At 36.6% G+C, this 19,023-nt stretch carries 16 protein-coding genes, 5 tRNA genes and 1 riboswitch; of the genes, 15 read left to right on the forward strand and 6 right to left on the reverse strand.

Annotation, left to right across the window (positions count from 1 at the left end):
* Positions 1 to 5: 5 nt before the first annotated feature.
* The 14 genes from COL05_RS14885 to COL05_RS14950 all read left to right on the forward strand — a co-directional run bounded on the left by COL05_RS14885 (position 6) and on the right by COL05_RS14950 (position 11,871).
* Positions 6 to 89, forward strand: a tRNA-Tyr gene (locus COL05_RS14885).
* 65 nt (positions 90 to 154) lie between these two features.
* Positions 155 to 229: transfer RNA gene (locus tag COL05_RS14890), tRNA-Gln, on the forward strand.
* Positions 230 to 234: 5 nt separating this feature from the next.
* Positions 235 to 310 (forward strand) — tRNA-Lys (locus tag COL05_RS14895).
* A 5-nt stretch (positions 311 to 315) separates the two neighbouring features.
* A tRNA-Gly gene (locus COL05_RS14900) sits at positions 316 to 387 on the forward strand.
* Between the two features lie 10 nt (positions 388 to 397).
* Positions 398 to 470 (forward strand) — tRNA-Ala (locus tag COL05_RS14905).
* Between the two features lie 115 nt (positions 471 to 585).
* Positions 586 to 1,731 carry a glycerate kinase gene (locus tag COL05_RS14910; protein ID WP_098669182.1) on the forward strand — a complete coding sequence of 382 codons (1,146 nt, stop codon included), beginning with the start codon at positions 586 to 588 and terminating at the stop codon, positions 1,729 to 1,731.
* Positions 1,732 to 1,940: 209 nt separating this feature from the next.
* Complete coding sequence (rocF, locus tag COL05_RS14915; protein WP_048528663.1) at positions 1,941 to 2,834, forward strand: arginase; 894 nt, start codon at positions 1,941 to 1,943, stop codon at positions 2,832 to 2,834.
* Between the two features lie 253 nt (positions 2,835 to 3,087).
* A complete protein-coding gene (gene cdaA, locus COL05_RS14920) occupies positions 3,088 to 3,909 on the forward strand; it encodes a diadenylate cyclase CdaA (protein WP_098669183.1) in 822 nt (273 codons plus the stop codon).
* Entirely contained in the window at positions 3,902 to 5,377 is a 1,476-nt protein-coding gene (locus tag COL05_RS14925) for a CdaR family protein (protein WP_098669184.1), read from the forward strand. Before cdaA ends, COL05_RS14925 begins: the two co-directional genes overlap by 8 nt.
* Positions 5,370 to 6,716, forward strand: a complete 1,347-nt coding sequence (gene glmM, locus COL05_RS14930; RefSeq protein ID WP_098669185.1) for a phosphoglucosamine mutase — start codon at positions 5,370 to 5,372, stop codon at positions 6,714 to 6,716. The genes COL05_RS14925 and glmM overlap by 8 nt, the downstream gene beginning before the upstream one ends.
* Positions 6,717 to 7,002: 286 nt before the next feature.
* Entirely contained in the window at positions 7,003 to 7,188 is a 186-nt protein-coding gene (locus tag COL05_RS14935) for a hypothetical protein (RefSeq protein WP_001208183.1), read from the forward strand.
* A 12-nt stretch (positions 7,189 to 7,200) separates the two neighbouring features.
* A complete protein-coding gene (gene glmS / locus COL05_RS14940) occupies positions 7,201 to 9,003 on the forward strand; it encodes a glutamine--fructose-6-phosphate transaminase (isomerizing) (RefSeq protein WP_029439137.1) in 1,803 nt (600 codons plus the stop codon).
* A gap of 266 nt (positions 9,004 to 9,269) precedes the next feature.
* Positions 9,270 to 11,201: a S9 family peptidase gene (locus COL05_RS14945; protein WP_098669186.1), complete on the forward strand. Its 1,932-nt coding sequence runs from the start codon at positions 9,270 to 9,272 to the stop codon at positions 11,199 to 11,201.
* Between the two features lie 103 nt (positions 11,202 to 11,304).
* On the forward strand, positions 11,305 to 11,871 hold the full coding sequence (locus COL05_RS14950) for a DUF4256 domain-containing protein (RefSeq protein ID WP_098669187.1): 567 nt from the start codon (positions 11,305 to 11,307) through the stop codon (positions 11,869 to 11,871).
* Between the two features lie 72 nt (positions 11,872 to 11,943).
* On the opposite strand, the gene COL05_RS14955 is transcribed toward COL05_RS14950, so the two are convergent.
* Together COL05_RS14955 and COL05_RS14960 are read right to left on the reverse strand one after the other, a co-directional pair.
* Entirely contained in the window at positions 11,944 to 12,450 is a 507-nt protein-coding gene (locus COL05_RS14955; protein ID WP_098669188.1) for a DoxX family membrane protein, read from the reverse strand.
* 158 nt (positions 12,451 to 12,608) lie between these two features.
* Positions 12,609 to 13,910, reverse strand: a complete 1,302-nt coding sequence (locus COL05_RS14960; RefSeq protein ID WP_098669189.1) for a DUF5068 domain-containing protein — start codon at positions 13,908 to 13,910, stop codon at positions 12,609 to 12,611.
* A gap of 405 nt (positions 13,911 to 14,315) precedes the next feature.
* Between COL05_RS14960 and COL05_RS14965 the strand changes: the two genes are divergently transcribed.
* Positions 14,316 to 15,119, forward strand: coding sequence for an SDR family oxidoreductase (locus COL05_RS14965; RefSeq protein WP_098669190.1), 804 nt, complete (start codon positions 14,316 to 14,318; stop codon positions 15,117 to 15,119).
* A 169-nt stretch (positions 15,120 to 15,288) separates the two neighbouring features.
* Here COL05_RS14965 and COL05_RS14970 read toward each other — a convergent pair whose 3' ends face one another.
* The 4 genes from COL05_RS14970 to COL05_RS14985 all read right to left on the reverse strand — a co-directional run bounded on the left by COL05_RS14970 (position 15,289) and on the right by COL05_RS14985 (position 18,986).
* Complete coding sequence (locus tag COL05_RS14970; RefSeq protein WP_098669191.1) at positions 15,289 to 15,957, reverse strand: methionine ABC transporter permease; 669 nt, start codon at positions 15,955 to 15,957, stop codon at positions 15,289 to 15,291.
* Positions 15,932 to 16,972, reverse strand: coding sequence for a methionine ABC transporter ATP-binding protein (locus COL05_RS14975; protein ID WP_098669192.1), 1,041 nt, complete (start codon positions 16,970 to 16,972; stop codon positions 15,932 to 15,934). Before COL05_RS14975 ends, COL05_RS14970 begins: the two co-directional genes overlap by 26 nt.
* A 12-nt stretch (positions 16,973 to 16,984) precedes the next feature.
* The gene (locus COL05_RS14980) at positions 16,985 to 17,797 is read right to left on the reverse strand and encodes a MetQ/NlpA family ABC transporter substrate-binding protein (protein WP_098669193.1); all 813 of its coding nucleotides are present in this window, start codon (positions 17,795 to 17,797) and stop codon (positions 16,985 to 16,987) included.
* 85 nt (positions 17,798 to 17,882) lie between these two features.
* Positions 17,883 to 17,997: riboswitch (SAM riboswitch) on the reverse strand.
* 80 nt (positions 17,998 to 18,077) lie between these two features.
* Positions 18,078 to 18,986 carry an NAD(P)-dependent alcohol dehydrogenase gene (locus COL05_RS14985; protein WP_098669194.1) on the reverse strand — a complete coding sequence of 303 codons (909 nt, stop codon included), beginning with the start codon at positions 18,984 to 18,986 and terminating at the stop codon, positions 18,078 to 18,080.
* Positions 18,987 to 19,023: the final 37 nt, after the last annotated feature.

Consider the following 19,023-nt stretch of genomic DNA (forward strand, 5'->3'; position numbering starts at 1 on the left):
ATGTCGGAGGGGTAGCGAAGTGGCTAAACGCGGCGGACTGTAAATCCGCTCCTTCGGGTTCGGCAGTTCGAATCTGCCCCCCTCCACCATTTTCTTTAAAATAACCTGAGAGGGTTTATTTTTTTGAAAAGATAACCATACTAGTAAATATTAATGGGCTATAGCCAAGCGGTAAGGCAACGGACTTTGACTCCGTCATGCGCTGGTTCGAATCCAGCTAGCCCAGCCATTTACGAGCCATTAGCTCAGTTGGTAGAGCATCTGACTTTTAATCAGAGGGTCGAAGGTTCGAGTCCTTCATGGCTCACCATTTTCGCGGAAGTAGTTCAGTGGTAGAATACAACCTTGCCAAGGTTGGGGTCGCGGGTTCGAATCCCGTCTTCCGCTTAATTACTAAGGGGCCTTAGCTCAGCTGGGAGAGCGCCTGCCTTGCACGCAGGAGGTCAGCGGTTCGATCCCGCTAGGCTCCATCTAATAGAAAAGCTTACATCATATGATGTAAGCTTTTTTTGTGTTTGAAAAGACAACCTTCATACTTGTCGTTTAAAATGAAGAAAACATAAGAGTAAAGGGTGGGGGATAATTGTGAAAGTTGTTATTGCATCTGATTCATATAAAGAAAGCTTAAAAGCTATAGAAGTATGTGAAGCTATAGAAAGAGGTTTTGGGGCAATTTTCCCTAATGCAGAATATGTAAAGATACCGATTGGAGATGGAGGGGAAGGAACGGTTGATTCCCTTGTTGATGCTACAGGAGGGGGAATTATATCACTTCATGTGACAGGGCCGCTTAGAGAGAGTGTACAAGCCTTTTATGGTATGTCTAAAGATAAAAAGACAGCGTTTATTGAAATGGCAGCAGCATCAGGATTACAACATGTTCCGGTAGAAAAACGAAACCCACTTATTACAACGACGAAAGGAACAGGAGAACTTATACTACATGCGCTAGACGAAGGAGCTGAGCACATTATTTTAGGACTTGGAGGAAGTGCTACAAATGATGGTGGAGCGGGTATGTTGTCGGTTTTAGGAGTCAGATTTATAGATGGAGAAGGGGAAGTCATAGATCCATCTGGAGGGACGTTACATTCTATTGTCGCTATTGATTTTTCCCAAATGGATTCCCGTTTAGCGCATATAAAGATAGAAGCAGCATGTGATGTAGATAATCCGTTAGTTGGAATAAGAGGAGCATCTTTCGTATTTGGACGGCAAAAGGGTGCGGATGCAGAGATGATGAAAGAGCTGGATGAGAATTTAAAGCATTATGCGTATATTCTTAAACAGTTCTTATCTTGTGACGTATCTCAAATGTCTGGTGCAGGAGCTGCAGGAGGAATGGGAGCAGCTGTTATTGCAGTGTTAAGGGGAAACTTGCGGAGAGGAATTGAAATTGTATTAGATTATACAAATTTTGATAAGCATATAGAAGGAGCAGATTTAATTATAACTGGTGAAGGTAGAATAGATGAACAAACAGCATATGGAAAGGCCCCTGTAGGTGTTGCGGAGCGTGCAAAGCGTTTTTATATTCCTGTTATTGCTATTGGAGGATCTGTATCTCCGAATTATCCGGCTGTTCATGAAAAAGGAATTGATGCAGTATTTAGTATTACAGCGAGTCCGATGACATTAGAAGAGGCATATAAAGTAGCAGAAGAGAATGTTGAAATGACAGCAAAGAATATTGCATCAGTGTGGAAAATAGCATCGGAAAAACACTTCTAAATGCAGGAGTGTTTTTTATTATTATCTAATAATAATGATGGTAGTTGTTTCATTAAGTTAACTTTATACATAGAATAGTCTTAACATTTGGATTTTAAAGCAAATATAAGTGAATAATTTGTATATCCATACAGAAAAATGTCGAGTTGAGTCAGACTATATAAAAGATTTAAAATATTTAGTGAAGGCACAAAAGGGGGATACTATCTATGAAAAAAGAAATCTCAGTTATTGGAGTTCCAATGGACTTAGGACAAATGCGTCGTGGAGTTGATATGGGGCCGAGCGCAATCCGTTATGCAGGTGTAATTGAAAGAATTGAAGGAATTGGATATGACGTTAAAGATATGGGAGATATATGTATAGAGAGAGAAAAAGAAGTAGATGTAAATACAAGCTTAAGAAACCTTACACAAGTTGCAACTGTATGTAACGAATTAGCAAGTAAGGTGGATCATATTATAGAAGAAGGACGTTTTCCACTTGTATTAGGTGGCGACCATAGTATCGCTATTGGTACATTAGCTGGTGTTGCAAAACATTATAAAAACTTAGGTGTTATTTGGTATGATGCACATGGTGATTTAAATACAGAGGAAACTTCACCATCTGGAAATATTCACGGTATGTCACTTGCTGCAAGTTTAGGGTATGGACATCCCGCGCTTGTAGATTTATACGGGGCATATCCAAAGGTGAAAAAAGAAAACGTTGTAATTATCGGTGCACGTGCACTAGATGAGGGAGAAAAAGACTTTATTCGTAATGAAGGCATTAAAGTATTCTCAATGCACGAGATTGATCGTATGGGTATGACGGCTGTTATGGAAGAAACAATTGCTTATTTATCTCATACTGATGGTGTACATTTATCATTAGATTTAGATGGCCTTGATCCTCACGATGCACCAGGAGTTGGAACACCTGTAATTGGTGGTTTATCTTATCGTGAAAGCCACTTAGCAATGGAAATGTTAGCGGAAGCTGATATTGTTACATCTGCTGAGTTTGTTGAGGTAAATACGATTTTAGATGAGCGAAATAGAACAGCAACAACAGCGGTTGCTTTAATGGGTTCTTTATTCGGTGAAAAACTAAAATAAATGTAAGAAAAGCAACTGAGAAGTTGCTTTTTTTATTTGAAAATAGGCGTATAATAATGATTTATATTATACTGTACTGTACGATAAGAATGTTTGACATCTTACCAATTTAGATTAAAGGAGGTTGTTTGTAATTGTTGTTTGTTTCATGTATGGTATAATTAACTAGTTGTTGGAAATACATACAGATAGAGCATAAAACAATATTTCAATATATGGATAGAATTGCTCGTAAGTAGGAGGAAGGGTTAGCATGCCTTTTGAAGATACGACCATTTTGAAATATCTTAGTACGGCATTAGATATTGCCGTTGTATGGTTTATTATATATAAGCTAATTCTCATAATCCGAGGGACGAAAGCTGTTCAACTTTTAAAAGGGATTACAGTTATTATTGTCGTTCGGATGATCAGTATTTTCCTTGAATTGCGAACGTTATATTGGCTGACTGAGCAAGTATTAACGTGGGGATTTTTAGCCGTTATTATTATTTTTCAGCCAGAATTGCGAAGAGCACTTGAGCAGCTAGGACGTGGGAGTTTATTTTCGCGCACTGGAACTCATGAGGATGATGAACCTGAAATCGTTGCAACAGCGATAGCAAAAGCGACGGAATATATGGGAAAACGTAGAATTGGTGCATTAATTACTTTGTCAAAAGAGACTGGTATGGGTGATTATGTGGAAACGGGTATTCCGCTAAATGCAAACGTATCATCGGAATTACTCATTAATATTTTCATTCCAAACACACCTCTTCACGATGGAGCAGTAATTATGCAAGGAAGCACTATTAAAGCAGCAGCTTGTTATCTTCCATTATCGGAGAGTCCATTTATCTCTAAGGAGTTAGGAACTAGGCATCGCGCTGCAATGGGAGTTAGTGAAGTTACTGATAGTATTACAGTAGTTGTGTCGGAAGAAACAGGCCAAATTTCCCTAACGAAAAATGGTAAGTTACATCGTGATTTGAAGCCAGAACAACTGAAAGATATGTTGTTAACTGAATTTAGTTCGAACGAAAAAACGACTTCTTCGTCTTTATGGAATTGGAGGAGAAAGCGTCATGGATAAGTTAATGGAGAATCATTGGTTTCTAAAGGGGATCTCACTACTATTGGCGTGTATGCTTTTTATGTCAGCGACTTTAACTGAAAAAAATACGACATCAGGGATACTACCTTTTGCAAATGATGCGAAAGAAACATTAACTAATTATGCTATTAACCTTAAGTATGATGAAGAGAAATATATTGTAAGTGGTATTCCGGCAGAGGGCGTCAAAGTAAAGTTAGAAGGCCCAAAAGCAGCAGTTGCTACAGCAAAGGCGAAGAAACAATTTGATATACCAGTTGATTTGAGAGATAGCGAAAAAGGAACGTATGAAGTTTCTTTGAAAACGAACGGGCTTCCAGATGATGTGAAAGGAACAGTTCAGCCGTCAACAATTAAAATTACTCTTCATGAAAAAGCGAGAAAATATGTTCATGTAGATTTAAAATTATCAAATGAGGATCAAATGCCAGCGGGTGCTACTCTTGAAAAATCAAATATTAAACCTGATACGGTTGAGGTAGTTGGAACGAAAGAAGAAATTGAAAGTATTTCATCTGCTAAGGCGTATATTGATTTAAAAGGTGTTAATAAAACTGTTACCAAAACAGCTGAAGTTACACTATACAATAAAGAAGGAAAACGTTTAAATGTAAGAACGAGTCCATCTAAAATTAGTGTAACGTTAAATGTGGCGACGCAAGCTACGGCCAATAATACGGAAAAAACTGTTCCTGTAACGTATACGAAAAAGGGGAGTTTGCCAGAAGGATTGGCCGTTACAAATATTAGCGTTGAGCCGCGAGAAGTAACGATAGCAGGTCCAAAAGATGTATTGGATAATATACAATCGATAGAGGGGGTCGAAGTAGATCTTAGTCAATTGACAGAGTCTATAACATTCGATACCTCTGTTTTATTGCCAAAAGGTGTAACAAGTGCGAAACCGAATCAAGTGAAGGTTTCAGTAGGCGTGCAAAAAACAAAACAAACGAAAACAAGAACAATTGATGGTATATCAATTCAAAAAAATGGACTTTCTAAAGATGTTACTGCTCAGCTACTTTCGCCACAAGATGGGAAGATAAGCGTTGAAATTTCAGGAGAAACAAGTATAGTAGATAAAATAACAGCTGCTCAAATAACAGCAGCGATTAATCTGCAAAATGTATCTCCGGGGACAAAAGATGTTTCTATTCAAGTGAGCGGCCCTGGTAATATTTCAATAGAGCCGAAACAAAAAAGTGCTAGAGTCACAATTGTGAAGAAAGAAAACCCAGATAAAGAAGTACAAGGTAATGTTGAAAAACCAGGTTCAAATAATAACCAAGATAATCAAACTGAAAAACCAAAAAATCCTGAGCCTGAACCTAAGCCTGACCAAGAAAAGGAACAGGAACAAAATAAAGAACAAGAAAAAGAAACTAATCAAGAGCCAACAGTAGATAATCAAAAAGAGCCAGAAAAAGGAGCGAATCATAATGGGTAAATATTTTGGTACAGATGGAGTACGCGGGGTTGCGAATAAGGAGTTAACACCTGAATTAGCGTTCAAAATTGGACGTTTTGGTGGTTATGTATTAACAAAAGATACAGATCGTCCAAAAGTAATTATCGGCCGTGACACACGTATATCAGGACATATGTTAGAAGGCGCTTTAGTAGCAGGTCTATTATCAACTGGAGCAGAAGTAATGCGTCTTGGTGTTATTTCTACACCAGGTGTTGCTTATTTAACAAAAGCATTGGATGCACAAGCAGGTGTTATGATTTCTGCATCTCATAATCCAGTACAAGATAACGGAATTAAATTCTTCGGTTCAGACGGTTTTAAATTAACAGATGAGCAAGAAGCAGAAATCGAAGCTTTATTAGACAAAGAAGTTGATGAATTACCACGTCCAACAGGTACTAACCTTGGACAAGTGAGTGATTATTTTGAAGGTGGACAAAAGTATTTACAATATATTAAACAAACGGTAGAGGAAGATTTCTCTGGTTTACATATCGCTTTAGATTGTGCGCATGGTGCTACGTCTTCTTTAGCCCCGTACTTATTTGCTGATTTAGAAGCTGATATTTCAACAATGGGAACTTCACCAAACGGTATGAACATTAACGATGGAGTAGGTTCTACACATCCAGAAGTATTAGCTAAATTAGTAAAAGAAAAAGGTGCTGATATCGGTCTTGCTTTTGATGGTGATGGTGACCGTTTAATCGCTGTAGATGAAAAAGGAAACATCGTTGATGGCGATCAAATTATGTTTATTTGTGCAAAGTATATGAAAGAAACTGGTCAACTAAAGCACAATACAGTTGTTTCAACAGTTATGAGTAACTTAGGTTTCTATAAAGCACTTGAAGCTAACGGTATTACAAGTGATAAAACAGCAGTTGGTGATCGCTACGTAATGGAAGAGATGAAGCGTGGTGGATATAATCTGGGCGGAGAACAATCAGGTCACATTATCTTACTTGATTACATTACAACTGGTGATGGAATGTTAAGTGCACTTCAACTTGTAAACATCATGAAAATGACGAAAAAACCATTATCTGAGCTTGCAGGGGAAATGACAAAATTCCCACAATTACTAGTAAACGTTCGTGTAACGGATAAAAAACTAGCATTAGAAAATGAAAAAATTAAAGGAATTATTCGTGTTGTAGAGGAAGAAATGAACGGTGATGGCCGCATTCTTGTCCGTCCATCTGGAACAGAGCCACTTATTCGTGTAATGGCAGAAGCACCAACACAAGAAGTTTGTGACGCATATGTACATCGCATTGTAGAAGTTGTAAAAGCTGAAGTTGGCGCTGAATAATTCGATAAATGTATTGAAAAGGAGCACAAGAAGTGCTCCTTTTTCATATGTTTTATAGACAATGAAAAAATTTTCATTGACGGTTTATCCAAGTTTGTTATAAGATGGTCTTGTTCTTTTTCTCAAAGGAAATATTGTAAATTATAAAAGCGCCAGAACTACAAGCAGTGTAGTTGACGAGGTGGGGTTTATCGAGATTTCGGCGGATGACTCCCGGTTGTTCATCACAACCGCAAGCTTTTACTTAAATCATTAAGGTGACTTAGTGGACAAAGGTGAAAGTGTGATGAGAGAAAAGGAACGGATACAAACTAGCTGTATAAGTATATACGGACTTAAACCCAATCGAGAGGAAGGTGAAAGCCGTTACAAGCTTACAGGGCTAGCAATATGTAATCCGTTTTTTAGTATAAATAAAAATGGTATCGGACTATGTCGTTACATGTTCGCAGAGCAGTGTAAGCATTTGTAACGGCGACTAAACATGTGTGGAATCGTAGGATTTATTGGAGAGCAAGATGCAAAGGAAATTTTATTAAAAGGTTTAGAAAAGCTAGAATATCGTGGATATGATTCAGCAGGTATTGCAGTACAAGCAGAGAACGGTGTTGTTGTATACAAAGAAAAAGGTCGTATTGCAAAACTTCGCGAAATCGTAGATGAGAACGTAGCAGCAAGCGTGGGAATCGGTCACACACGCTGGGCTACACATGGTGTTCCAAGCAAAGTAAACGCGCATCCGCATCAAAGTACATCAAAACGCTTTACATTAGTTCATAACGGTGTAATTGAAAACTATGAATTAGTGAAAAAGGAATATTTACAAGATGTAACGTTCGTAAGTGAAACAGATACAGAGGTTATCGTACAGCTTATGGAACAACAAGTGAGCACAGGATTAAGTGTAGAAGAAGCGTTCCGTAATACGTTATCTCTTTTACATGGTTCTTATGCAATCGGATTACTTGATGCTGAAAATCCAAACATGATTTATGTTGCTAAAAACAAAAGCCCGCTATTAGTAGGTGTTGGTGACAACTTTAATGTTGTGGCGAGCGACGCTATGGCGATGTTACAAGTTACAGATCAATTTATTGAATTAATGGATAAAGAAATTGTAATTGTAACGAAAGAAAGTATTACAATTAAAAACTTACAGGGTGAAACGATTGAACGTGCACCGTTTACAGCGGAATTAGACGCAAGTGATATTGAAAAAGGAACATACCCTCATTTCATGCTTAAAGAAATCGATGAGCAACCACTTGTAATCCGTAATATAATTCAAAAGTATCAAGATGAAAATGGCGAGATTGAATTAGATCAAGACATTCGCAATGCAATTTTAGATAGCGATCGTATTTACATCATTGCATGCGGAACAAGTTATCATGCAGGTCTTGTTGGAAAACAATTTATCGAGAAATTTGCAAAAATGCCAGTTGAAGTGCATGTAGCAAGTGAATTCTCTTATAACATGCCATTATTAACAGAAAGACCATTCTTCATTTACATTTCACAAAGTGGTGAAACAGCTGATAGCCGTGCAGTACTTGTACAAACAAATGAAATGGGTCATAAAGCATTAACAATTACAAACGTACCTGGTTCTACGCTTTCTCGTGAAGCTGATTATACACTTCCGTTATACGCGGGGCCGGAAATCGCAGTTGCATCAACGAAAGCTTACACAGCACAGCTTGCAGTACTTTCAATTTTAGCAGCGGATATTGCTAAAGCGAAAGGTGAAGTTCTTGATTTCGATTTAACACACGAATTAGGACTTGTAGCAAATGCAATGGTACAACTTTGTGATCAAAAAGAAGAAATGGACGCATTAGCAAAACAATTTTTAGCAACAACGCGCAACTGTTTCTTCATCGGACGTAGCGTAGACTTCTACGTAGGATTAGAAGGAGCGTTAAAGCTAAAAGAAATCTCTTACATCCAAGCAGAAGGATTTGCTGGAGGAGAATTAAAACACGGTACAATCGCTTTAATCGAAAATGGTACACCAGTTATCGCACTTGCTACACAAGAGCACGTAAACCTTGGAATTCGTGGTAACGTGAAAGAAGTAGTAGCACGCGGAGCTAACCCATGTATCATCTCAATGAAAGGTTTAGAAATGGAAGGTGACAGCTTCGTATTACCAGCTGTACACGAAGCGCTAGCACCGCTAGTAGCAGTTATTCCATTACAACTTATCTCATACTACGCAGCACTTCACCGCGAGTGTGATGTTGATAAGCCACGTAACTTAGCTAAGTCTGTTACGGTTGAGTAGGAGATTAGTAGGTTAATAAAAAAGCTTTAAAATAAATTTATAAATTCGTACCCCTTTAGATATGTTATCTAAAGGGGTATTTTTGTGCCGAAAAAGAACACCTAAAACTGATAGGTAGACAGAATCCTATTAATTAAAGTTTGCTTTATCAGATTTGCTTTTATTTATCTGAATTTTCCACTATCATTTTAAGTATGTGTGAACAATTTTCTTTATTACGAAGAGAAGATAAGATAGATTCATGGTCATTACAAGGGGGCTTATTAATGAAAATGAAGGCAAAAACATATTTAAGTATAGAAGAGATTATTTCATTACCGACCTTATCAAGTACAAACATAAGTGATGATGGCAAAAACGTAGCATTTGTAAAGAAGTCAGCTGATTGGAAAGATAATACATATAGAAATCATGTATGGATATATGAAAAGGATAAAGAGCAGAGTTACCCACTAACAACTGGAGGTATAGATAGTACGCATCCATTATGGTCTCCAGATTCTAAGACTATTGCATACCTTAGTCCGGGCGGTAAAGGAGCTAATACAAATCAGATCTTTGTTAAATCAATAGATGGTTGTAGTGAGGTTCAAATGACTGATGAGGAAGAAGGAATTAGTACATTCAAATGGGATCCTACTGGCAAAGGTTTTTATTATGTTGCACAGTCGAAAGAATGTGCGGAAATAAAGAAACGTAAGGAACATCGGAATAATTGTTTATACTACATTGAGATAGAAAAAGTGATACAAAATGATAAAGAGGAACGCGAGATTAACGGTGTTTATCAACTAACGGACGGTAAGGGTTTTTATATACATAACTTTGATATTTCAAATGATGGGAAAAAGGTTGTATGTATGGCTACACCAAGCCTAAACGATCATATGAATGGTGATCTATACATATTAGATGTTGAAGCTAGGGAACTGCAAAAGATGAGTATAGATAAGTTGTTAGGCGGGAGTGTTTGCTTTTCTCCTGAGGGCAGCAAAATATGTTATTCAGCAAGCATAAAGGAGAAAGATTATTATAAGAAACATATAGAAGATAGAACATTAGAGATATATGATCTGAATACTGGAGAACGAATTGTACCTTTAACAGATTTTGATAGTACGGTTATGCCATTACAGTGGACGGCTAAAGGGATTTTAATGAGATGGCAGGATAAAACGAATTACCGTATTGGATTGTTGTCTGAAGATGGCACTGTGGAAATGTTAAGTGAAACAGTAGATGGGTTTATAATGGATGCCTCTATAACAAGGGATGGAAATCATATAACTTATAATAAGGCTATAACAAATGAAACCTTTGAAATTTATTTGGATGATAAAAAAATAACGAATGAAAATAGCTTTTTCGAAGGCAGGCTTAAAAGTAACAGAGAAATCATCTCATGGAGAAGTAGTGATGGTCTTGAAATAGAAGGTGTTTTATCAAACCCAGTAGAGTTTGAGGCAAATAAAAAATATCCCTTATTAGTAGTAATGCATGGTGGTCAGAATTGGGCTTCCTTTCCGATATTTTCAGACTGCTTCAATGAGAAATATCCGATTGAACAGTTTGTTGAAAAAGGCTTTATCGTTTTAGAGCCAAACTATAGAGGAAGTTCTGGTTATGGTAATGAATTTTTAAAAGCAAACTATAGAAAACAAGGATTTGCTGATTATGATGATGTTATATCTGGAGTGGATGAACTAGTTGAAAAAGGGATTGTAGATAAAGATAGAGTAGGAGTTATGGGATGGAGTAACGGAGGATATATATCAGCTTTCTGTTCTACATATAGCAGTAGATTTAAAGCTATTTCAGTTGGGGGCGGGATCACGAACTGGAGTACCCATTATGTAAATACAGATATCCCTTACTTTATTAGCATGTATTTAGGAAATACTCCATGGAATGATCCAGAGATATATAAGAAAACATCACCAATGACATATATTAAATCAGCCTGTACGCCTACGTTAATTCAACATGGGGAAAAGGATGTAAGAATTCCAACTACAAATGCATATGAGCTATATGAAGGATTAAGAGATATGGAAGTTGATACAGAATTAATTATATTTAAAGGAATGGCATATAGTTCGAATCAGCCAGGAATGAGAGTAGCTATTATGAAGCAGAACTTGATGTGGTTTTCACACTATATTCTTGGAGAAAGCATGAGAGATTTTAGTACTATATAATGGATATACGCATAGGGGTTTTTCAGTGTACAATTGGGTCAAATTGTTGTAAACTGCATGCAAACCATTATGATTATAAGGAAACGTAATTCGGAGGACTAATATGACAGCGAATAAGAATGAGTTATCTGTAGAGCAACGTGAAGAACTATTAAAAGTATTACAAGCTCGTTTTGAGAGAAATATGAACCGCCATGAAGGTCTTGAATGGGCTAAGGTTGAAGCAAAGCTAGCTGCTAATAATGAAAAATTATGGTCAATTCATGAAATGGAAGTAACTGGCGGCGAGCCGGATGTTGTTGGTTATGATGAAGAGAAGGATGAGTATACTTTCTATGATTGTTCAAAGGAGAGTCCTAAAGGCCGCAGAAGTCTTTGCTATGATCTTGCAGCATTAGAGGCAAGAAAAAAACATAAACCAGAAAATAACGTTATTGATGTAGCAACTGCCATGGGCATTGAATTATTAACGGAAGAACAATATCGAGAGTTGCAACAACTTGGGGAGTTCGATATGAAATCATCAAGCTGGGTACAAACGCCTTCAGATATTCGAGAACTCGGTGGTGCTCTATTTTGCGATTATCGCTTTGGACACGTTTTTGTGTACCACAATGGAGCAGATTCATATTATGCTGCTAGAGGATTTCGCGGTTCGTTAAGAGTTTAAATTTGGAGTAAACAAAAAAGAGCCTAATATGTAGGCTCTTTTTCTTATTTATAGTTTAAAAGTAAACCGCTACTACGCAGTTTTACTTAATTTATATGTTCCGTGGTTGTTTTTACGGAAAAGTTTTGGGAAAACATAACCATCTAATCCAATACGTCCAGCGTTCTGTCCTGCAACTAAAATGAACATAGTCAAAATAAGCAGGTTTGGGTTTACACTAACAGTTCCGCTTAATAAAAATGAAAGATTCATTATGATTCCGAAAAATGCAGCTGTTTTTGTTAATCCGCCTAAAATCAAACCTAGACCTACTAAAATTTCTCCCCATTGAACTAAAAAGCTAAATAGGTCTGCGTTTGGAAGAACAAAATGTTGAAGGAAATCTGCCCACCAACTTTGTACTGCAGGGTGGTCACCTGACGCCTGAGCGATAGCGCCCTTTAGAAAACCACTTGCGTCAAAGGATTGTCCGAAGACTTTGCCTATCCCAGCAGCGAGCCATGTATATCCTATGTAAAGTCGTAAAAATAATAATATGAAAGCAGCACGTTTATCAGTTCTTAAAAATTTGATAACCATTGAAATCCCTCCAATATTGTATTTACAAGTTTATTATATATCCATTGTGAAAAAATTCACAATGGATAAAGTGTGAACAAAAATGGTGTTTTTATACAAATAAAAAAGGCATATAACAATCCTATGTTATATGCCTTTTCTATTATATATTTAGTAATCTATTTCGGTAATGCAAATTTAACTTTTTTACCTTGTGAAATATCTTTTGCTTCTTTATTTCTCATAGGTCCTAACTCAATTTCAAAGCTTTTGTCTTTCCAAATCTTTTCATACTGCTCTTGATCTAATATATAGACTTGTAGTAACTCTCCAGATGTTCCAGTTTTAACAGCAGCATTATAGTCGTAATTTAATAGCATACCTTCATTAATTGTATATTGTGTACCATCATTCACTCTCAATGTAGAGCTTATAGGAGATAATGAAACGTCTTGAGCATCTTTGTTATCAAGCTTGAATTTCACTGTTAATAGAACAATACCATTTTTGAAATTCGCAAAGCGTGGAGCTTCGACGGAATTTGGTGTGAATTGAGTAAATTGGTATCCGTCTAATGTAACGTTAACAGCGCCTAATTCTTGGCTGTTATTAATACTTGATTTCTCTTTTAACATTTTTTTATCGCCCATGTTATTAGCTGTAGCTTTATCTTGGTAGAAAGTTTTATCTGTTGCAACCTTTTCAGCACCTTGTTTGTTTAAACTTAATGAAAAGCTTCCAGGGCTTCCGATTGGAGCATCAAATTTTCCTTTATTTGCTTGTGCAGTTGGGACTGTGACTGAGACTGTTGAGAGACTTGAAATTTTCGCTAAATCATCTTTTCCGAATGGATATGCGATATAACCAGAAATAGTTTCGCCTGCTTTTACTAAGTAATCATTTGTTGGGGCAAGCTTAGTTGGTAACTGATCTTCTTTTGGGATTAAATCTTTATAATTACTATATACTTTCTGTGCACCAGTAAATGACATGTCCAATGCTGGCATATAATAAATATCTTTAGCTGAACTATTTTTTACGCTGTAGTTCGCAAGAATAACTCCGCCCTCTGTTTGACGGTTAAACGGAATGTTAAAGTCCGTATGGAATCCATTCAACTCAACTAATGTATAACTATTCATTGATACTGAAACATCTTCAGCTTTATACACTTGTGGTTCCTTATTTTCAAAAAGAACTTTTGTTTTACCACCGGTTTCTTTTTCCATATAGGAAATCAGCTTAGAGTAATCGCTTGAGGTAGTAGCTGTATTTTCAGGCTTTTTATCTTCAGCTTTTTTACCTTCGGATTTTTTATCCTCCGTTTTACTTTCTTTCGTTGTATCCGTTTTTTCTGTTTTGCTTTCTTTTGTTGCATTTTCTTTTTGTTCTTTATTTGTCGTATCGCTTTGACCACAGCCAGTTATTACAAGAGCTGCTACGATTACTGTAGAAAATAAAGAAAGTAATTTTTTTGACATGTTTCTTCCCCCTATTTGTGTAAAACTAAACTCTCACATTAGCCCCACGTTTTATTATAAGAAAGTAAGCCAGTATTTACCAGTGTTTTTCTGAGTATTTTAATTATTTAGTTATTGTAATATATTAAAATTAGTAGAGTGTCGGCATGGAATATCGACTTTTATTTTTTATCATTTGAAATATTACATCATATTGGTATGATAGAAATAGAGATATATGGAAAGGGGACAAGGACTTAATATGTGGATGAGCTTGTAATGATTAGAAACTAGATACATAAATTTTTCTCTCATAAGTGAGAGTTTATTTAGCTATCTATAAATCATTCAAGGACTGCATATTTGGCTTGTACATCCCTTTTGTAAGGATAATGTGTAGGGAATTTTATATCTCTTATATAAAATATGCGTCCTTTAAAATTGGGGGAGTATATAATGAATCAATTAAAAAATAAAGTAGCAGTTGTGACAGGTGTAAGTCGCCTAGATGGTATAGGCGCAGCGATTTGTAAAGAATTAGCTGGAGCAGGATACGATATATTTTTTACGTATTGGACAGCGTACGATAAAGAGATGCCTTGGGGCGTTGATCAAAGTGAACAAACACAATTAAAAGAAGAGTTACTAAAAAACGGTGTTAAAGTATCGAGTATGGAGTTAGATTTAACTCAGAATGATGCACCGAAAGAGCTTATAAATAAAGTTACTGAACAACTAGGCTACCCTCATATATTAATTAATAATGCAGCGTATTCTACAAATAATGAATTCTCTAATTTGACTGCTGAAGAATTAGATAAGCACTACCTGGTAAATGTTCGTGCGACTACATTGTTAAGTAGTCAATTTGCAAGAGGATTTGATAAGAAATCTGGTGGTAGAATTGTGAATATGACGTCGGGACAATTTCAAGGGCCTATGGTTGGAGAGCTAGCGTATGCAACAACGAAGGGAGCTATTGATGCCCTTACGAGTTCGTTGTCAGCTGAAGTCGCCCACCTAGGTATAACAGTGAATGCAATTAATCCAGGTCCAACTAGTACAGGCTGGATGACTGAAGAGATAAAGCAAGGATTAAAGCCGATGTTTCCTTTTGGTAGAATTGGTGAGCCGAGGGACGCAGCAAGACTCATTACGTTTTTAGTAAGTGAAGAAGCAGAATGGATTACGGGACAAGTTATTCATTCAGAAGGTGGATTTAAAAGATAAAGTGAAACTTTAATCAGTGGGGGGCATCCCCACTGATTATTAGTNNCTTTTACGGGCAGTTGATTCCCCACCTAACTTCTTTGCTTCTGCTGAATTTTGGGGTGGGGTCTTACTGCCTGTTAAAGAGGGATAAAAAGAAGGTATCTCACCTTGGTGAGATACCTTCTTTTTAATCTTTCTTCAATCTTCGTGCAACACCATTCCCTAAAGACTGTAGCCCTTGAACGAGGATAATTAAAATAAAGACGGTTGCATACATTACTTCCGGTTCGTAGCGTAAATGTCCGAATCGATATGCTAAATCACCAAGACCACCAGCACCTACAAGCCCAGCCATTGCTGTTGCGCCAATTAAGCCAATTGTTGCGATTGTTAACCCAAGTACAAGGGAGGGACGAGCTTCTTTCACCATAACGTGCCAAATGATTTTTATAGTAGAAATGCCCATTGCTTGGTAAGCTTCAATAACACCACGATCGACTTCTAATAATGCTGTCTCCATCAATCTTGCGATATAGGGAGCAGTGAAGACGACAAGCGGTACGATGACACCTTGAACACCAATGGACGTTCCCATTAGAAACTTTGTAAAAGGTAAAATAAAGAATAGTAGAATGATGAATGGAAGAGAGCGAATGATATTAATAATTGTATTAAGGATTGGATAAATAATTTTATTTTCGTGTTGCCCACCAGGTCTTGTTAAAACAAGTGTGACGCCAAGTGGTAGTGCAATAAGGATAGAGATGAATAGTGAAATGGATGTCATTTGAAATGTTTGAATAGTTGCTTCCCATATGACTTTACCCCATTCATCCAAAAAGGACTTGTTTTCCATAATCCGTTCTACCTCCTTCTACGATGATTCCTTGTTCTTGTAAAAATGATAAAGCACGGTTGATTTCATTTTGTTCCCCTTGCATATGAATGACAAGTTTCCCGTAAGCTTCATGTTTTAATTGAGTAATATTGCCGGATAAAATATTCGGATATACTTGGAATCGTTTTGTAGCGACAGCTAATGCTGGTTCTCCTGAAGAATTTCCTATAAAAGAAAGAGTTACAATTTCACCAGTAGTTTGAAGTTCTTTTTGTACTTCTTCTGGAATCTTCGCTGCAAATGCACTATTTACAAATTTCTTCGTTGTTGCATGTTGTGGGTTTGTGAATATGTCCTTCACAGTCCCGCTTTCCACTACTGCTCCATGTTCCATAACAGCAACTTGGTCACATATACGCTGGATGACATTCATTTCATGTGTAATTAATAAAATTGTGATCCCGATTTCTTCATTAATCTTTAATAATAGGTCAAGAATAGAATCCGTTGTTTCTGGATCTAAAGCGCTCGTTGCTTCGTCGCTTAATAACACTTCCGGTTCATGTGATAGTGCACGTGCAATGGCAACACGTTGTTTCTGGCCACCAGAAAGTTCACTCGGATAGGCATCTTTTCGGTTGAAAAGATCGACAATACGTAAATACTTTTCTACTCTTTTTTCAATTTCTACTTTTGGAATGCCAGCAAGACGTAACGGTAATGCGATATTTTCATAAACAGTCACTGTTTTAAGTAAATTGAATCCTTGAAAAATCATCCCGATTTTTTGTCGTGCTTTTGCTAGTTCTTTTGTTGATAAAGTTGTTAAGTCTTGGTCGTTTACAATGATATTTCCTGTCGTTGGTTTTTCTAATAAATTGACACATCGAATTAATGTACTTTTACCAGCGCCACTATAGCCAATGATTCCAAATACTTCACCCTTTTTTACTTGAAGGGAAGTAGACTTAAGAGCTTCCACATTCCCTTTTTTTGTTGTAAATACTTTGGATACATTTTTTAATTCAATCATTATCGTCAGCTCCTACCAAGATGGTAAAGCAGAACCATCAAATTTTTTCTCGATAAATTCTTTTACTTCTTTAGATTGATAAGCTTTCTTTAATTTATTTACAACAGCATCATCTTTATTTTCAGTACGAACAACGACCCAGTTCACATATGGTGAATCTTTTCCTTCGCGGAAGATAGAATCTTTCGCAGGGTTCAATTTTGCACCTAATGCAAAGTTTGTATTAATTGCAGCTGCTTTTACTTCACTTAGCTGAGTCGGTAATTGAGATGCTTCTAATTCAACAATCTTTAAATTTTTTGGATTTTTAATTACATCTTTTGCAGTCGCTTTTTCTGTAGCCTTTGGATCAACTTTTAAAACTCCAGCTTTTTCAAATAATTTTAAAGCTCGAAGTTCATTCGTTGGATCATTTGGTACAGCGATCGCATCGCCATCTTTTAAGTCTTTTACATCTTTTATGCCTTTAGAATATATGCCCATAGGGAATGTTACTGTTGAGAATACTTCTGTTAATTTCATATTACGTTCAGATTTAAATGTGTCTAAATATGATTTCGTTTGATAGCTATTTACATCAAGGCTTTTTTCATCTAAAGATACGTTCGGTGCTACATAATCATTAAATACTTTTACATCAATTTCGAGTCCGTCTTTTGCTGCCACTTCTTTTACCTTTTCAAAAATTTGTTCATGTGGCCCCCCAGTTACACCGACAGTAATCTTTTTCTCATCTAACGCCTTCGCCTCTTTATCTGAACCTGCGCTACATGCGCCTAATAATAGTACTGCCCCGCTTACAATGCTTAATAATACTTTCTTCATCTATAATTCCCCCTCCATATACGTTCCAAAATAAAAAGCACCTCTCAAAAATAAGAGAGGTGCCGAATAGACAAAATAGGTTCCCCTCTTATCTTCCAAAACGAAAACTCGTTTTGCAGGAATTAGCACCTTAGCTTATACGTTATAAGCTCGGTTGCCGGGCATCATCGGGCCAGTCCCTCCGCCACTCTTGATAAGAGTATGTGTATGTAGTTTTTTAATATGGTACTAATAGTAAATCTTACAAAAAGAATTGTCAATGTTATTTTCTGAATATATTTTATTTTAAGGTAATCGAAACGTTCCCCTTTTTATGTCCCATTTCCACATACATATGAGCTTCAGCAATTTCTTCTAATCGGTAGGTTCTATCAATAACAGGTTTTAAATGTTCTGTTTCAGTTAGTTTTTTTAGTAGAATCATATCCTCTTTACTTACTTTTGCCATCATTCCATTAACAGATATATATTTTCCATTAGGTGTTAATGTATTTGTACAAAGGGATTTTTTATACTTCCCAACTGCATCAAAGATAATATCGTAGTGCTCGCGCCGCTTAGTAAAATCTTCTTCCGTATAATCAATTACTTTATCAGCTCCTAAAGATTGAACGAGTTCAAAATTTGAATTACTACAAACAGCCGTAACAGTCGCACCGAAATATTTAGCAAGTTGTACAGCAGCTGTTCCTACTGATCCAGAGGCACCATATATGAGAACTTGTTGCCCTTTTTTAATCCGGCCCTTTCTCAGAAAATGTAACGCTGAAGTTCCACCAAAAGGAATAACCGCTGCTTCTTCATACGTCACATTGGTAGGCTTTAATGTTATTAATCCACTTTCATGCACGCATGTGTATTCGGCATAACCACCAAGATTTAGTTCTGTTAATGAAAAAACTTGATCCCCTTTTTTAAATTGAGTTACATCTAATCCAATTTCCTCAATTTCTCCAGATAATTCTACACCAAGTATAGGGTTTCTCGGTTTTCTGAAACCTAATATAATACGCATAGGAATCCAAAATAAGAGGGGACTATTAAAACCGCGTATTCTACAATCTCCAGTTGATACACTTGTTGCGTGAATTTTAATTAATACTTCGTTCTTTTTAGGAGTAGGTTTCTCTATATTTTGAAGTTGAAGAACGTTAGGCGGTCCATACTTTGTGCAAATGATCGCCTTCATAATGACCTCCTGAAATGAATTATTGTTATTTACATCA

The sequence above is a fragment of the Bacillus sp. AFS059628 genome (assembly GCF_002571225.1).
GTDB lineage: Bacteria > Bacillota > Bacilli > Bacillales > Bacillaceae_G > Bacillus_A.

Coding starts and splice junctions, on each gene's coding strand:
- rocF (WP_048528663.1), top strand. CDS start 1,941: ATGAAAAAAGAAATCTCAGTTATTGGAGTTCCAATGGACTTAGGACAA.
- cdaA (WP_098669183.1), top strand. CDS start 3,088: ATGCCTTTTGAAGATACGACCATTTTGAAATATCTTAGTACGGCATTA.
- COL05_RS14925 (WP_098669184.1), top strand. CDS start 3,902: ATGGATAAGTTAATGGAGAATCATTGGTTTCTAAAGGGGATCTCACTA.
- glmM (WP_098669185.1), top strand. CDS start 5,370: ATGGGTAAATATTTTGGTACAGATGGAGTACGCGGGGTTGCGAATAAG.
- COL05_RS14935 (WP_001208183.1), top strand. CDS start 7,003: ATGAGAGAAAAGGAACGGATACAAACTAGCTGTATAAGTATATACGGA.
- glmS (WP_029439137.1), top strand. CDS start 7,201: ATGTGTGGAATCGTAGGATTTATTGGAGAGCAAGATGCAAAGGAAATT.
- COL05_RS14945 (WP_098669186.1), top strand. CDS start 9,270: ATGAAAATGAAGGCAAAAACATATTTAAGTATAGAAGAGATTATTTCA.
- COL05_RS14950 (WP_098669187.1), top strand. CDS start 11,305: ATGACAGCGAATAAGAATGAGTTATCTGTAGAGCAACGTGAAGAACTA.
- COL05_RS14955 (WP_098669188.1), bottom strand. CDS start 12,450: ATGGTTATCAAATTTTTAAGAACTGATAAACGTGCTGCTTTCATATTA.
- COL05_RS14960 (WP_098669189.1), bottom strand. CDS start 13,910: ATGTCAAAAAAATTACTTTCTTTATTTTCTACAGTAATCGTAGCAGCT.
- COL05_RS14965 (WP_098669190.1), top strand. CDS start 14,316: ATGCGTCCTTTAAAATTGGGGGAGTATATAATGAATCAATTAAAAAAT.
- COL05_RS14970 (WP_098669191.1), bottom strand. CDS start 15,957: ATGGAAAACAAGTCCTTTTTGGATGAATGGGGTAAAGTCATATGGGAA.
- COL05_RS14975 (WP_098669192.1), bottom strand. CDS start 16,972: ATGATTGAATTAAAAAATGTATCCAAAGTATTTACAACAAAAAAAGGG.
- COL05_RS14980 (WP_098669193.1), bottom strand. CDS start 17,797: ATGAAGAAAGTATTATTAAGCATTGTAAGCGGGGCAGTACTATTATTA.
- COL05_RS14985 (WP_098669194.1), bottom strand. CDS start 18,986: ATGAAGGCGATCATTTGCACAAAGTATGGACCGCCTAACGTTCTTCAA.